This is a genomic window from Nocardia alba NBRC 108234 (assembly GCF_001612665.1).
Lineage (GTDB): Bacteria > Actinomycetota > Actinomycetes > Mycobacteriales > Mycobacteriaceae > Nocardia > Nocardia alba.
Genome location: NZ_BDAX01000025.1, coordinates 168,008 through 182,353 on the forward strand (window position 1 = coordinate 168,008; position 14,346 = coordinate 182,353).

Below are 14,346 nucleotides of genomic sequence, written 5' to 3' on the forward strand. Positions count from 1 at the left end.
GTCAGATCGATGACGTCCGGCGCAGTTGCTCCTCCACAGCGGCGACGTGCCGGGCGTCCACGCCCCACGCATTCTCGACACCGACCTTTCGGTCCAGATCCCAGAGCACGCATTCCTCGTCCGGTCGCGCCACCAACGTCCAGGCGACCACGGTGCGGCCCAGCTGTTCGACCATGGTGCCGTGATCTTGCGTGCTCTCCCCGACGCCCTCGGGGAAATGGTGCAGGAAACGTCCGTACGCCTGTGCGCAGAAGGTCGCGTAGAGCTGGGTGCACAGGATGAAACCGTGCCACGCCTCGTCGACCGCGTGCGAGGGCATGCCGATCACCTGGTCATCGCGAATCGCGGCGCCGCAACACCGTAACCATTGGCGCAGACCGGTTTCCACGAGTTCGCGAGGCTGCCACGGCGAGGTCTTGAAGATCGCTTCGGGCAGGACCAGGGCGGCGACGGTGCGGTCGACGGTGCGAAGGTCGACTCGCTGTTTGCCCGGCCGGGTGAAGGAGAACGCCACAATTCACTGTAAGGCCACTGACGATGGGGGTGCCTCGGCCGGGTTATGGCGTTAGCCTGCGGACATGGTGTTGATGATCGTGCTCGGTGTCGTAGCGGTGACGATCGGCGTGGTGGTGACCGTCGTCGTGCTGCTGATCCAGAAGTTGACCCAGTCGCAGGAACAGCGTCCGCCGGTGGATCGCCGCTGGATGGCCGGAGCCGCCGGGGTGACCGGCTACGTCGACGGGACCTCGGGCGAGCCCTGGGATCCGGGCGGTCCGGCCGGCGGTTGCGGCGGCGGAAGCAACAGTAACTGTGGTGGCGGCAGCAGTTGTAGCGGTGGGAGTAGCAGCAGTTGCTCCGGTGGGAGTAGCAGCAGCTGTGGCGGTGGCGGCAGCAGCTGTGGCGGCGGTTCGTGATCGTGTGACCTACGCCCCACCGCCCTTGACCTGAACTCGACTTCAGGTTTCATCCTTGACTCGTTCGGTCAACACACGAAGGAGTCGCTATGCGTGCGGTGCAGGTCAAGGAATTCGGTGGGCCAGAGGTCCTGGAGGTAGTGGAAGTTCCCACGCCGCAGCCGGATTCGGTCGAGGTGGTTGTCGACGTCGAGGTCGCCGACGTGATGTTCCTCGATACCCGGCTGCGCAGTGGCTGGGGTCAGGACTTCTTCCCGCTGAGCCCGCCCTACGTCCCCGGTGGTGCGATCGGTGGCGTGGTGAGCGCGGTCGGCGCCGAGGTCGATCCCCGCTGGTTGGGCAAGCGCGTCGTCACCCAGACCGCCGCCAGCGGCATCGGCGGTGGCCTGCCCATCGGCGGCTACGCCGAGCAGTCGCTCGCCAAGGCCGCCACCCTGACCGAGATCCCCGACGGCCTCACCACCGAGCAGGCCGTCGGCCTCGCGCACGATGGTCGCACCGCGCTCGCTGTCTTCGACAGGGCCGGCGTGCGACCGGATTCATGGGTGTTGATCACCGCTGCCGCGGGCGGTCTCGGCACGTTGCTCATCCAGCTGTCGATCGCGGCGGGCGCGCGGGTTGTCGCCGCGGCCCGTGGGCCGGAAAAACTTTCCCTCGCAACACGATTGGGCGCCACTGCGGTTGTCGATTACTCCGTCGACGGCTGGGAGATTCGCGCCAGGGAGATCACCGGCGGGGGAGCGGCGGTCGTGTTCGACGGGGCGGGCGGCGAGATCGGGGGCGCGGCGTCGACCGTGGCCGCCGACACCGGAACATTTCTCGGATATGGCTCCGCCGCAGGCGATTTCGCGACAGGTGGCACCGATGTCGCTGCCGCCCGTGGTGTCACGGTGCTCGGTCTGTTCGATATCGTCGGCAAGGATGTGGACTGGGTCGGCATCACCGCCCGCGCTCAGGCAGCCGTCGCCGACGGCGGGCTGGAGGTGGTGATCGGACAAACCTTCCCGATCGATCAGGTGCGGCGGGCGCACTCCGCGATCGAAAGCCGCTCCGCCCTCGGTCGTACCTTGTTGACGATCGGCGCGTCATTGTAACTTGTTGTGCGCTGCAACGGAATACACGTTAAGTTATGTTCCGTGCAGGGACTGATAATCATCGTGGCTATCGCCGCGGTTCTGTTGTTGGTAGTTGGAGTCATCAAATTGGCCAGCAACCCAGGGGGCACCCTCGAGCGTCGTGAACACGACGTCCGAGTGCGGGGTGGCCAGCGAGTCGAAAGCTCGTAACCCTTATTCCTGGGTGTAGCACACCACGGCGATCGGTCGCCGCGACTCAGTCCGAGTCGCGCCCCGGTCGCCGTTGCTGTTCCCGCGACCACACCGCCCACTCGCCCGACATGACAGCCGCGTCGAGTGGTCAACCCCGCACTCCGCCGGGTACCATGCGACTCGCCCGCGCAGACCTCGCGGCGCGGGGCGGTAGCTCAGTCGGTTAGAGCCGCGGACTCATAATCCGCTGGTCGTGGGTTCGAGCCCCACCCGCCCCACTTACCCCCTCTGAACTGCGTATTTCTCGATCGACGTCCCTGAGAGGGGGCGATCAGCGTATCCGGCGCGCGATGGTGATTCCGCCGAGTTTGCTCTCGGCTGAGGTGAGCGTGCTGGATGTTTCGACAGCGAAGCCCGCGTTCTCGAGCCAGGCGTTCATTCGGGTGTGCTGACGGCGATGGACGGTGAGGTTCATCGGGTGTCCGCCATAGCCTTGGGTCAACAACTGTGATGTCTCGCCTAGGTGGAAGCCGAGCAGCAGCATTCCGTCGGGTCGGATCACTCGCCGGAAATGGGCTAGGACCGAACCGATTTCGTGGTCGGGGATGTGGATCAGCGAGTACCAGGCGACCAGGCCCGCCATCGAGGCATCCGCTAGCGCGAGGTCGGTCATGGAGCCGAGATCGAACCGGAGCTCGGGGTGGTCGCGACGAGCGATCTCGAGCATTCGCGACGACAGGTCGATGCCGAACACATCCATGCCGAGTCCGGACAGATGGGCGGTGATCCGGCCGGTCCCGCAGCCCACGTCCGCGACCGGCCCACCGCCCTGAGCGGACACCAGTTCGGCGAACAATGCCAGGGCGTCGCGCTCATTCGGGGTCTCGTCCAGCAGATGGCGCGTCAGGTCCGCATAGTCGGCAGCGACCGTGTCGTACGACCTGCGCGTATCTTCTAGCCAGCCAACAGTATTCGGTTCGACGTCCACGAACGCAGGCTATGTCAGAAACTCAGGGGACGTGTCGGCCGTGCCTCGGCGGTGAGTAGTTCTCGCCATCGATTCACCAGGAGGGCGGTGTACTGGTCGGCGGCGATGTTGTACGCGCCGAGGGCATAGCCGTCGTTGGCCTCGACAAGGGTGGTCGCGCCGTTGGCCAGTACGCCGAAATCCATGGCGTAGGCGATGGGGGCGGTTCCGGAACGGTGGTAGGCGGTGACCGCCGACTCGACCGTGGCCATGTTCAAGGGTATGGATTTGTCGCCCTCGTAGTGGTCGACAGCGACGATCTGCTGACCTATGACGTAGACGCGGTATTCCGAAACCCAGCTGACGACCTCGGAACACCAGACGCGCTGGCGTCGACTCGCGTTGCCCCAGGCGGCGAAGTCGTGTTCGGAGTAGCAGACCGAGCCCGTGAAGGCCTTGCGGCGGTCCGCGGGTTTGACGAAAACCGGTGGCGAGGAGCCGCTGTCCATCGAGCGCTCGATCTCACCCAGTGTCGACGCCCATACCTTCCGGCCCAGGAAGCCGCGGAGCACTTCGGGATAGTCGTCGGGCTGCGGTAGCGGGATGCCCAATCGGCGCATCGCGCCGTGCATAGCGGCCATGTCCCCGGCGATGAACATGCCGAGTCCCAAAGCCAACTGCCTGCGTTGAATCCGCTTGAGGCTGTAGTGGCGGACGGGGACGCCGAGTCTGGCGAAGCCCTGCGTGAGGAGCTTCTCCTCGTGACGCATCGGGCCGGATCCGGCGTACTGCAGGTAAGCCACCGTGAAACTCATGTCTTGATTTTGCACGCAGACAGCGTTGCGACTTCGGCAAATCGCTAGGAAATTACTTGTGCGCCAGCCGAAGTCCTCGAAATTCGGCCGTAGGTCGGCGAACCGGCGGTGGGTGAGATCAGGTGCGTGGGGTGAGGATGATGATCGGGATCGTGCGGGTTCCCGCGTTGCGCTGGTAGAAGGCGTAGCTCGGGAAGAGCTCGACGAACTTCGGCCACAGTAGGTTTCGCTCCGTGTCGGTGGCGACGCGGGCCCGGACGGGGTAGGACTCGGCGCCGATTCGGATCGTGGTGTCCGGGTTGGCTTTCAGGTTGTGGAACCAGGCGGGGTGGGTTGGCTGACCGGCTTTCGACGCGGCGAGGGCGAGGATGTCGCCGTCGGCGTGGTACATCAGGGGCGAGGTTCGGCGGGTGCCGGTTTTCGCGCCGACGTGGTCGAGGAGCAGGATTCGGGCGTCGGGCCAGGCGGGCATACGGCCGCCCACACGCCCACCGGTCCGGCGGTACAGGGCCACATGGAGTTTCGTCGATCGGCGGCCAAGGTAGATGCCGCGCTTGTTCAAGAATTGAGAACTCGACGCCACCAGTCGTGCCGTCAACGACCTCGTGGTGTCGGGATCGGCCTTGTTCGGATCGCTCACTGCCCCTCCAGTGTTCGGTCTACTACGAAAAATAGTAGATGAGTTGTCGGTCGGTGGGTGGGAAACCGTCAAGCGAGAAGTTCGCGGGCGAGGGTGGCGGTCCACCAGGATTCGACTCGGTCGGGGGACCAGCCGCGCTCGATGGTGAGGGTGGTGTAGACGTCGATGGTGCACAGGGCGGCGTAGATGTCGACCGAGGTGGGGAGATCTTCACGAAGGGTGCCCGGGGGCCAGGAGGTGAAGACCTCGATGCGGGTCAGGTCGGCGCGGTGGCGGGCGTCGAGGTAGGTGGTGGCCAGGGCCGGTTCGGTGCGGCCGGCCTCGCGGATCAGGGCGATCACATCGGCGGCACGCTCGTAGAGGCGCCGGTCGTAGCCGGCCATGGCGGCCAGTTGGGCCCGGGGGTCGCCTTCGGCGGCTTCCAGGGTGCCGAGCATTCGGGGTGCGTCGGCGGAGAGATCGGCGGCATCGACTATCGCCTGGATCAGGCCGGTTTTGTTGCCGTAGGCGGAGTACACGGTGGGAACGGAGACGCCTGCTTCGCGGGCAACGTCGCGGACCGTCGTGGCGGCCCAGCCCCGCTCCACGAACAGCCGACGGGCGGCCTGGGCGATCTCGGTACTGGTCGCCTGGGCCTGGAGCGTGCGGCGAAGTGAGTCGTAGCGACGCCGGGGCGGGTCGGTGGTCACGGGTTCCCCTTTCGTTTTACGGTACCTATATTAACAATATGAGTGAAAAATTTAATATGCGGGACGGTGTGCGGTTTCAACGGGTCGCGGGGATCGCCGGTATCGGTTTCGCGCTTGTCATCCTGGGAGCCAATCTGATCCTGGCACCCGCCGGGTTGCCGAAACCCGGTACCGACGCGGACACAGCCATCGCGTTCTTCGTTGACCATCGCGACCTGGTGGCGCTGGCGATGGCACCGGTACCGCTGGGTTGGTTGTGCGCTGTCCTGTTCGGGGCGGGTGTGCTCGTGGCACTGCGTCAGGCCGAGCGCACCGCGGGCACGGGGTGGTCGCTGGTCGGCTTCGCCGGATTGCTGTTGCAGAACGCGACTTTCATCGTGATCGTCGGAATCCGTTATGCCCTCGGCACGTCAGGTGGGGATGGTGGCGCGCTGTGGGCGCTGCACGACGCGCTGCTCGCGCTGAACGGCACCTTTCTCGCGACGGCACTGGTCGGCTTGACGATCGCGGGCAGGCTCGGCGGGCTGGTCGCACCATGGCATGCCGCCATCGGATTCCTCGCCGCCGCTCTGCAATTCACCGCGGCGACCCTCGCACCCCTGATCATCGACCACGCCGGACCGCTCGGTCTCCTCGGCCTGTCCGGCTGGCTGCTGTGGTCGGTCTGGTTCATCACCTACGGCGTCGCGCTCGTGCGTACCGCCGAGCGGCGATGACTTCTGTCATGGCCGACCCATGCGAATCCCATCGGCGATCGGTGACTGCGCCTACTACTGGCGCCGCCGCCCGTCGACCACCGTAGAAGGTATGAGAAACACAGATGTCATCAGCGCGCGTGGGCTGCGCCGCACCTACGGTCGCGGCGAGGACGCGTTCGAAGCTGTCACAGGCGTAGACCTCGAAGTGCGCGAGGGCGAGGTGTTCGCCCTGCTCGGAACCAACGGCGCCGGAAAGACTTCCACCCTCGACATGCTGGAGGGGCTCATCGCTCCCTCGGCGGGCGAGGTCGAAGTCTTCGGCCTCGACCCGCTCCGCCACCGTGACCAGGTTCGCCCGAGGGTCGGCATCATGTTGCAGTCGGGTGGGCTACCCGCCGAGCTGACGGTCGCCGAGACGCTGGAAATGTGGCGTGGGACGTGCACCGACCCGACCACCGCCGACGCTGTCCTGGCGCAGGTGGGCCTGACCGACCGTGCCGATGTGCGGGTCGGCTCACTGTCCGGGGGCGAGCAGCGCCGCGTCGATTTGGCCTGCGCCCTACTCGGACAGCCTCGCCTGCTGTTCCTGGACGAACCGACCACCGGCTTGGATCCGGAAAGTCGGCGTGGCACCTGGCAATTGCTCGCCGATCTCAAAGCGGCGGGGGTGACGATGGTTCTCACCACGCATTATCTGGACGAGGCCGAAGCGCTGGCGGATCAGATCGCGATCATGCACAAGGGCGCGATCGCCCGCAGGGGCACACTGCGCGACATCGTCGACGACCATCCGGCGCGGATCGCCTTCGACCACCCCGGCCTGCCCGTGCCGCAGTTCCGCGGCGCGCGCGTCGAATCGCACACTCGAGTCACCATCACCACCAACGATTTACCAGGTCACCTGTTCGAGCTGCTCGGCTGGGCGCGCGAAGCGGGCGTTCGCCTGACCGGGCTCGAAGCGCGCGCCGCGTCGCTGGAATCGGTCTTTCTCGATATCGCCGAGGCAACCACTCCCACCCTGATCGGAGCACGATGACCACCACCCTGCCCGCAAACCGATTTCGCCGCCGACCGCTCGCCGCGCTCGCCAAGGCGGAATGGCTGCAGTTCCGGCGCAACAAGACCCTCGTCTACATGGCGACGATGTTCCCAATCGGAATCCCGTTGGCCACCTTCCTCATCGCCCGTAGAGACGCCGAGCCGACAGCGGCGATGGCGGCGGTGACCTTCGAATTGCTCGCGCTGCTCGCCCTGCTGTTCGTGCAGTACTACTCGGTGCTGTCGATGGTGACCACCCGCCGCAGCGAAGGCGTTCTGAAACGGTTGCGCACCGGCGAGGCCGCCGACTGGCAGATCCAGCTCGCTCCGGCCGTACCGGGCGCCGTCATGACGTCGGCGTGCACCGCTGTCATCGCCGCGGTGGTCTACGGCACCGGCACCCCCGCGCCGGTCAATCCACTGGCGATCGTGGTCGCGCTCGTCGGCGGGACGGTGCTGTTCTCCCTGCTCGCCCTGGCGACCAGCGCGTACACCAAGAACGCCGAGGCCGCGCAGATCACCTCGCTGCCGGTGATGATCATCGCGATGCTCGGTATGTCCTCCATTCGTGGCGTGCTGCCCGACCGGCTGGCGCAGGTGGCCGACTGGACTCCTTTCGCCGCCGTCTCCGACCTGATCTCCCTCGGCACGTCGGGCACGCTGCCGGCGTTCGCCGAATCCGACGCCGCCCTCGGCTTCGCGGACACCGTCACCGAATCCGGCCGCCCGTTTGCGACACTGGCGCTATGGACCGTGCTGGCGCTCGTGCTCACCCGCAAGAGCTTCCGCTGGGACGATCGCGGGTGATGCGCGCGACCGCCTGGTGGCATGAACTGTCGGGGGCCGCCAAGTTCCGGCTCTATTCGCGGGTCACGTTCCAGGCGGCCGTCGCGGTACTGGTGGTCGCGCTGGCGATCGCCGCCGACTCGGTGTGGTCGGTGCTCGCGATCGTCATCGGGGGGATCGCGGCGATGGGCGCGGTGGAGGCCCAACCCGATCTCGGTACCGTCCCCGGCGTGGTCGCGCGGCCGTGGGCGTTGCCGGTCGCCGCCGCCACACTGGTCGCACTGTGGATGACCAGCGGGATCGTCGTCCGCCTGGCGAACGAGGCGGCGACCGTCGACGGCGCGCGGGTGGTGGGCATCTCGGCGGCGTTCTTGGCCCTGTTCTCCGTCATCCCGTTCGCGCGGCGTAAGTGGTGGATTCTGTTCGGCCTCAGCGCCGCCACCCCGCTGGTGGTCGGCGCGGAGTCGCTGGGCGCGGGCCTCCAGGCCGCGGTCAGGCTCCTGCTGGCCGGGGTGTTCGCGATCGTGCTGACGTGGCTCACGGTGTGGGGTCTGGGGGTTGTCGACGAGTTGGAGCGAGCCAAAGGAGTCGAGGCGCGACTACAGGTCGCCGAGGAGCGACTGCGCTTCTCGCGCGACCTGCACGATGTCGTCGGCCGTGGCTTCTCCGCCATCGCGGTGAAAAGCGAACTGGCGGTGGCACTGTCGCGGGCAGGTGACGCCGATCGCGCGGTGGCCGAGATGAACGAGGTCAGAACGCTCGCGGTCGAATCGATGGCACAGATGCGCACCCTGGTGCGCGCCTATCGCAATATCGATCTGCGCGCAGAGGTGGCCGGAGCGCGTTCGTTGCTGTCGGCGGCGGGGTGCGAACTCGTCGTCGAGGGTGACGCGGCCAAGGTGCCGACCGCGTTTCACGAGGTCGCGGCCTGGGTGGTGCGGGAAGGCACCACCAATATCGTCGAACACTCGGCCGCGACGATGGCCACACTCACGCTCGGCGGGGCGGGTATGTCGCTGCGCAACGACCGTCCGCAGGGCGCGATCGGTGAACGATCCGGGCTGCGCGGCCTCGGTGAACGACTCGCCGCCGTCGGCGCGACCTCGACATCGCCACCTCCGGCGACGAGTTCATCCTCGAAATCCATTGGGAGAATCAGTGATTCCCGTATTCCTCGCCGACGACGAAACCCTCATCCGCGCCGCCGTGGCGACGATGCTCGGCCTGGAGCCCGATCTCGAGGTCGTCGCCCACGTCGGCTCCGGCGCTGAACTCGTCGCCGCGTGGCGTCGCAGGGCCGAGGACGGTGAGCCGGCCGCGGTCGCCGTCATCGATCTGCAGATGCCGGGTATCGACGGCATCGACACCGCCGTCGAGCTGTTGCGAATCACCCCTGGCGCAGGCACGTTGATCGTCACCAGCCACGGCAGGCCCGGCTATCTCAAGCGCGCTCTCGCGGCGGGCGTGCGCGGGTTCCTGCCCAAGACGACGTCGGCGGCGACGCTGGCCGAAGTGATCCGGTCGGTGCACAATGGTGGCCGCTACGTCGATCCCGAGCTCGCGGCAGAGGCCATCAGCGCGGGCGACACCGTCCTCACCGCCCGCGAGGCCGATGTGCTCGAATTCGCCGCCGACGGCGCCTCCGTGGAGGACATCGCCAAACGCGCGCACCTGTCCCCGGGCACCACCCGCAACTACCTGTCCTCGGCGATGACCAAACTCGGGGTGTCCAATCGCTACGAAGCCGCCCTCAAAGCACGTGAGAAGGGCTGGATCTAGCCCGTATTCGCCTAGGGTGTGGGGCATTACGGTGCGAGGAGAGGGATGACGATGGCTGCTGCGCTGGTCAAGGGGCAGAACGCGGGCTTGGTCGCGGGGGAGGTCGTGCTGTCGGTTCGGGGTGGGGTGGCCGCGGACCTCTCGGCGCTGTTGGTGACCGAGACCGGGAAGGTTCGTTCGGACGCGGACTTCGTCTTCTTCAATCAGCCGCAGGCGCCGGGGGTTCGGCTCGACGGTGCGGGGCTCGAGGTGTCGTTCGGTGCGGTACCCACAGAGATCGCGCAGATCCGTGCCGTGATCACTGTCGCGGCAGCGGGGGATACGTTCGGCGGTGCCACGTCGCCGGTGGCCTCGGTCGCTGACGGTGCGGGGAATGTGCTGCACGAGTATGTGATCGATGGACTCGATCGCGAGTCGGTGGTGATCGCGCTCGAGCTGTATCGCCGGGGTGAGCAGTGGAAGGTCCGCGCTGTCGGGCAGGGCTACGCGGGTGGCTTCGCCGACCTGGTCACCGACCACGGGGTGAGTGTCGACGACGAGCCGGACGCGGTCGCGGAAGTTCGCACGGTGGCCGGCGAGGCGGCGCTGTCGTTCGAGAAGCGGCAGAAGCTGGACATGCGCAAGCGTGAGGTCGCGAAAGTCCTGATCGACAAGAGCGCTTTCGGCGCCAAGGCGCGGGTGGTGCTGGTGATCGACAAGACCGGCAGCATGGAGAAGATGTATCGCGCCGGGACGGTGCATCGGGTGGTCGAGCGAATGATCCCGGTCGCCACGCAACTCGATGACGACGGCGTGCTCGAGGCCTACCTCTACGCGCTCACCTACGTGAAACTGCCCGACATCACCGTCGCGGGTGGGGAGCAATGGGCGCACACCTATCTCCATCTCAAGGGCACGCACCAGGGCGTCGACTACAACGCCATCGGCGGCCGCAACGACGAACTGCCGATCATGCGCGCGGTGATCGACACCCTGACCGAGCCCACCCTGGTGCTGTTCTTCACCGACGGCGGGTTCGCGAAGAAGCGCGAGATCGCGGCCCTGATGCGCGAGGCCGCCCACCTGCCCGCCTTCTGGCAGTTCATCGGCCTCGGTACAGCCAACTTCGGCGTTCTGCGCACGCTCGACGAACTCGACGGCAGGGTTGTCGACAACGCGGGCTTCTTCGCTCTCGACGACATCGACCAGATCAGCGACGCCGAGCTGTACGGCAGGCTGCTCGGTGAATTCCCGGACTGGCTGCGTGCCGCGCGCAGCGCGGGGATTCTGCGCTGACAGCGCCTGCGTCGGCCGCGGCGTTCGTCACCGGTCGTCGGAAAACAGGTTGTCTTCGCAGGTGGGGGTCGTTAGCGTGGCTACCGTTTGTGATTGACAGACTGGAAGGATCAACGCATGGAACCCATCACCGAACGCGATATCAGGTCGTCGTTCGTCAACTGTTCCAAGGGTGACGCCAAGCGCTTGAATGTGCCGCGTGACCTCGGTGAACGCCCGTGGGAGGATCTCGACTTCCTCGGCTGGACCGACCCCTCGTACGCGGGGCGGTGTTATATCTCGGTGCCGCGGGCGGACGGGCTGGTCAGCGTCGCGCTGCGGCACGAGACCGGCGGATCGGGCAAAACGCAGATGTGCACCATCTGCCTCACCACGCATTCCGGCGGCGGTGTTTCGCTGATGACCGCCAGCAAGACGGGTGAGTCGGGGCGCAAGGGGAACACGGTCGGTAGCTACATGTGCACCGATCTGGCCTGCTCGCTGTACGCGCGCAACAAGAAGCGCCCGTCGATGGGCAGCCGGTATCGCGAGGATCTGACACCGCAGGAGAAAGCCCAGCGCGTGGTGGAAAACCTGAACGCCTTCGTGGACCGGCTCTACACGTAGCCGAACCGACCCACCCGACGACAAAGGAGGTAGATGCTGTGCGCCGACACTCGACAGTCCAGCGGGCCCGAGTTCTGTTGAACCTCAACAGAACTCGGGTGGATGTGTTCCCGACTGGTCGAGTCGGCCCGGGCTGTTCCCGGGCCGTCCCGAGCGGAGCGGGAACCTAGAGCATCGCGTTCATGATGGTGCCCGCGCTGGTGGCGACCACGCCGCCGATCATCGCGCCCGCGACCATCTTCGGTGACTCCATCGAACTGCCGGTCCACTTCTCCCAGGCGAACTTTCCGCCCGCGACAGTGATGGCGATGATGCCGGACAACAGGATGAACCAGGTCAGGTAGCTGACCAGCTGCAAGATCTTGTTCGACAGTGGTGGTGCTTCGGGGGTCGGATTGCCGATCTGCGCCAAGGTATCGGTGACGGCGGCCAGGAACATGGGGTCTCACTCGGTAGCTCGGAGGGACGGAACGACGAAGAACGAACAACTCTGCACTGATGGTATCCGGTCAGGTGCCACGATGTCGGTGCCCATCCGATCGAACCGATCGGTTTTGTTGGTGTGCAGGGGGTTCGCGCCCGTATCCTGGACCACGATCGAATACGGCAGGGCTGGAACGCAGTTCGCGTCACGCGATAGGGGAGCAGGCTATGAGCATCATTCTGACGTCGATGGCCGACACCATCACCACGTACGCGCAGATCGGCAATCCGACCCCGGAAGCGCCTCCGCTGTCGGACAAGATCATGAAAATGGTTCAGTACCTGACCTGGTTCATGATCCTGTCGGGCGTGCTCGCCATCACGGTCGCCGGCGGAAAGTTCGCCTGGGAGAAGTGGACCGGCAGTTCGATGGAATCACCGAAGATGATCGCGGGTGCCATGATCGGCGGCGTCATCGCCACCAGTGGCGGCACCATCATGAACGCGATCCTCGGTTAGATCCGCGCGCCCTTGGCGCGATTGCAGGCCCGGCACAGGATTTGCAGGTTCGTCACGCTCGTCGCGCCACCGCGACTGAGCGGGATGATGTGGTCGAACTCCAGGTAGTGGCCGTCGCCGCATTCGACGCACGCGCCGCCGTCGCGCTGCCACACCTGGGCCTTCACATCCTGGGAGATACTGCGGCTGTCCCGCTGTCCCGGTGTCAGGACCAGGCGTTTCGACACGCGCAGTGCGCCTTCCAGCGCTGCCGCCACATAATCGGGGTCGGCGACGCCGAAGGTCGCGCCGCCGCGCGCCGAGGTCGCCGCGAGCACAACGGTGCCGTGCTCGGGGTGAACCGAGACAACCCGGTTCCACGGCAACTCGATGCCGGTACCGTCGCCGACGAAACGTAGCTTCTTGGAACTGCCGATCAAGCGACCCTCGGTATTTCGCGGGCCGCGCGCGAGCATGCGGAGGTGAACGGCGGGTAGATCGAGGTGCACGCGTTCGTCGGGGTCCAGGTGCAGACCAGGTGTGTTGACAGTGGGCAGTTCGCCGGCGCGCAAGCGAGACAGGGTGCGGCCGCGATGCATTCGGCGGCGCAGATCGTCGACGATGCCGCCGGACAGCGCCAGCTCGCTGACGACATGTTCGAAGGCATCCAACTCCTCGGCGAACACCTCACCGTCGGCGAACGCGAACGCCACCATCCGCTCCACCTGGGTCACACCCGCCTCGCGCAGCAGTGTCCGGCCGCGCTCCTCGTCGATGCGCTGGAAGCGCAGTGCCGCCCACACCTCGGTCCACTCCACCGACATCGTCCCGGGGCCCGCGAGCACGCGCCTGGCGCGGTTGCGCCAGTGCGTGAGGAACTCCTCGACCTCGGCGGCGCAGTTCTTACACGGTCCGTGACCACCGAACAGTTTGCGCCGCAGGGGGTTACCACAGCGGGTGCATCGGGTTCGGTGATCGTGAATGTGGGGGTGGACGCTCGAGGTCCACTCCTGCCCGTCCCACCAGCGCAGTTGATCGGGCGCTTCCGGATCCGGGTGCCAGTCGGCGATCTCCGGGTCGACCGGCGGCGGGGGCGGCACGTCGATGACGCGGCGCGACAGGGCGGGCGGGCGGGGCGACACCGGTCCGTCGGGTCGGGGTGCGGCCGGATTCGGAGATCCGGAAGCGGGCGACCCGTTCGCCCTGCGGTCGGCCTCGGACACATCGGCGGCAGCGGCCGACCCGTCGAGTCGCGACGGCACACTCGCGCAGTGCGCGCGGTCGGTGGTGCGCGCGGTGTCGGCGGTGGCCGCTCGATTCGATCGCGCGGGTACACGCGCGCTGTCGTCGGGTCGCGCGGTGGTGGGATCGTCGACGGTGACCCCGAATTCGCCGGCCAGACCGGCCAGACCGCCCGACCATCCCTGGCCGATCGCGCGGAACCGCCACTGGCCGTCGCGGCGGTAGAACTCGCCGAACATCATCGCCTGGACATCCTCGATGCCGTCGATGGTGAACTGGGCGATCGGGCCGTCGGCGGCGTGCACGGTCAGGGTGAGGTCGGGAAGCTGGTCGAAGGTGGCGTCGTCCAGGGACGCGCTGACGACGATGCGGGCGACATCGGGTTCGGTGCGGGGGAGCGAGATGCTCAGGCGCGCGGTGCCTGGAGCGGGCTCCTGGTCGAGGGTTACCGACTGGGAAGCATGGCGGGGTGCGTTGAAGAAGACGAAATCTCGGTCGGTGCGGACCAGGCCCGACTCGGTGACCAGCAGGGCGTGCGCGTCTACGGTGTGTGCCGACCGCCATGAAACGACCACGGCGAGAAGCGATGTCGGGACCGGCGCGTGCGCACCCTTGCTGAGGTTCATGGTGCTCGCATGATGTCATGTGGGTCTGACAGGGTTTTGGTGCTGGGGTGGTTGGGGGATGACAGGGGTTTAGTAGTCCCAG

17 protein-coding genes and 1 tRNA gene are annotated in these 14,346 nt (G+C 66.7%); 11 read left to right on the forward strand and 7 right to left on the reverse strand.

Going from position 1 to position 14,346, the window contains the following annotated elements:
- Nucleotide 1: 1 nt before the first annotated feature.
- On the reverse strand, nt 2-514 hold the full coding sequence (locus tag NA12_RS25535; protein ID WP_084473093.1) for a UCP032817 domain-containing protein: 513 nt from the start codon (nt 512-514) through the stop codon (nt 2-4).
- Between the two features lie 64 nt (nt 515-578).
- Here NA12_RS25535 and NA12_RS34380 point away from each other — a divergent pair, with 64 nt between their 5' ends.
- From NA12_RS34380 to NA12_RS25550, 3 genes are all read left to right on the forward strand, one after another.
- Entirely contained in the window at nt 579-914 is a 336-nt protein-coding gene (locus tag NA12_RS34380; RefSeq protein ID WP_084473094.1) for a hypothetical protein, read from the forward strand.
- An 89-nt stretch (nt 915-1,003) separates the two neighbouring features.
- Nucleotides 1,004-2,008, forward strand: coding sequence for a zinc-binding dehydrogenase (locus NA12_RS25545; protein ID WP_067456440.1), 1,005 nt, complete (start codon nt 1,004-1,006; stop codon nt 2,006-2,008).
- A 378-nt stretch (nt 2,009-2,386) separates the two neighbouring features.
- Nucleotides 2,387-2,460, forward strand: a tRNA-Ile gene (locus NA12_RS25550).
- Between the two features lie 53 nt (nt 2,461-2,513).
- Here NA12_RS25550 and NA12_RS25555 read toward each other — a convergent pair.
- The 4 genes from NA12_RS25555 to NA12_RS25570 all read right to left on the reverse strand — a co-directional run bounded on the left by NA12_RS25555 (nt 2,514) and on the right by NA12_RS25570 (nt 5,293).
- Entirely contained in the window at nt 2,514-3,170 is a 657-nt protein-coding gene (locus NA12_RS25555) for a class I SAM-dependent methyltransferase (RefSeq protein WP_067456443.1), read from the reverse strand.
- Nucleotides 3,171-3,184: 14 nt separating this feature from the next.
- Nucleotides 3,185-3,964: an ATP-grasp domain-containing protein gene (locus NA12_RS25560; RefSeq protein WP_067456446.1), complete on the reverse strand. Its 780-nt coding sequence runs from the start codon at nt 3,962-3,964 to the stop codon at nt 3,185-3,187.
- Nucleotides 3,965-4,082: 118 nt separating this feature from the next.
- Entirely contained in the window at nt 4,083-4,604 is a 522-nt protein-coding gene (locus NA12_RS25565) for a nitroreductase/quinone reductase family protein (RefSeq protein ID WP_243655072.1), read from the reverse strand.
- Nucleotides 4,605-4,672: 68 nt separating this feature from the next.
- Nucleotides 4,673-5,293 carry a TetR/AcrR family transcriptional regulator gene (locus tag NA12_RS25570; RefSeq protein ID WP_067456449.1) on the reverse strand — a complete coding sequence of 207 codons (621 nt, stop codon included), beginning with the start codon at nt 5,291-5,293 and terminating at the stop codon, nt 4,673-4,675.
- A gap of 38 nt (nt 5,294-5,331) precedes the next feature.
- Between NA12_RS25570 and NA12_RS25575 the strand changes: the two genes are divergently transcribed.
- The 7 genes from NA12_RS25575 to NA12_RS25605 all read left to right on the forward strand — a co-directional run bounded on the left by NA12_RS25575 (nt 5,332) and on the right by NA12_RS25605 (nt 11,475).
- On the forward strand, nt 5,332-6,009 hold the full coding sequence (locus tag NA12_RS25575; RefSeq protein ID WP_067456452.1) for a hypothetical protein: 678 nt from the start codon (nt 5,332-5,334) through the stop codon (nt 6,007-6,009).
- Between the two features lie 91 nt (nt 6,010-6,100).
- Complete coding sequence (locus tag NA12_RS25580) at nt 6,101-7,027, forward strand: ABC transporter ATP-binding protein (RefSeq protein ID WP_067456455.1); 927 nt, start codon at nt 6,101-6,103, stop codon at nt 7,025-7,027.
- Nucleotides 7,024-7,836 (forward strand): ABC transporter permease, encoded by an 813-nt coding sequence (locus tag NA12_RS25585; protein WP_067456458.1) that lies wholly within the window; start codon nt 7,024-7,026, stop codon nt 7,834-7,836. The genes NA12_RS25580 and NA12_RS25585 overlap by 4 nt, the downstream gene beginning before the upstream one ends.
- The gene (locus NA12_RS25590; protein ID WP_243655071.1) at nt 7,836-9,086 is read left to right on the forward strand and encodes a sensor histidine kinase; all 1,251 of its coding nucleotides are present in this window, start codon (nt 7,836-7,838) and stop codon (nt 9,084-9,086) included. The genes NA12_RS25585 and NA12_RS25590 overlap by 1 nt, the downstream gene beginning before the upstream one ends.
- On the forward strand, nt 8,974-9,594 hold the full coding sequence (locus NA12_RS25595) for a response regulator transcription factor (protein ID WP_067456461.1): 621 nt from the start codon (nt 8,974-8,976) through the stop codon (nt 9,592-9,594). The genes NA12_RS25590 and NA12_RS25595 overlap by 113 nt, the downstream gene beginning before the upstream one ends.
- Nucleotides 9,595-9,645: 51 nt before the next feature.
- Nucleotides 9,646-10,869, forward strand: coding sequence for a vWA domain-containing protein (locus tag NA12_RS25600; RefSeq protein ID WP_084473102.1), 1,224 nt, complete (start codon nt 9,646-9,648; stop codon nt 10,867-10,869).
- A 117-nt stretch (nt 10,870-10,986) separates the two neighbouring features.
- Complete coding sequence (locus NA12_RS25605; protein WP_067456467.1) at nt 10,987-11,475, forward strand: FBP domain-containing protein; 489 nt, start codon at nt 10,987-10,989, stop codon at nt 11,473-11,475.
- Between the two features lie 166 nt (nt 11,476-11,641).
- Here NA12_RS25605 and NA12_RS25610 read toward each other — a convergent pair whose 3' ends face one another.
- On the reverse strand, nt 11,642-11,914 hold the full coding sequence (locus tag NA12_RS25610) for a hypothetical protein (protein WP_067456470.1): 273 nt from the start codon (nt 11,912-11,914) through the stop codon (nt 11,642-11,644).
- A 212-nt stretch (nt 11,915-12,126) separates the two neighbouring features.
- Here NA12_RS25610 and NA12_RS25615 point away from each other — a divergent pair, with 212 nt between their 5' ends.
- Nucleotides 12,127-12,417, forward strand: a complete 291-nt coding sequence (locus NA12_RS25615) for a hypothetical protein (RefSeq protein ID WP_067456473.1) — start codon at nt 12,127-12,129, stop codon at nt 12,415-12,417.
- Here the strand turns inward: NA12_RS25615 and NA12_RS25620 are convergent.
- Nucleotides 12,414-14,264 (reverse strand): TerD family protein, encoded by a 1,851-nt coding sequence (locus NA12_RS25620; RefSeq protein WP_067456476.1) that lies wholly within the window; start codon nt 14,262-14,264, stop codon nt 12,414-12,416. The genes NA12_RS25615 and NA12_RS25620 overlap by 4 nt on opposite strands.
- Nucleotides 14,265-14,346 lie beyond the last annotated feature (82 nt).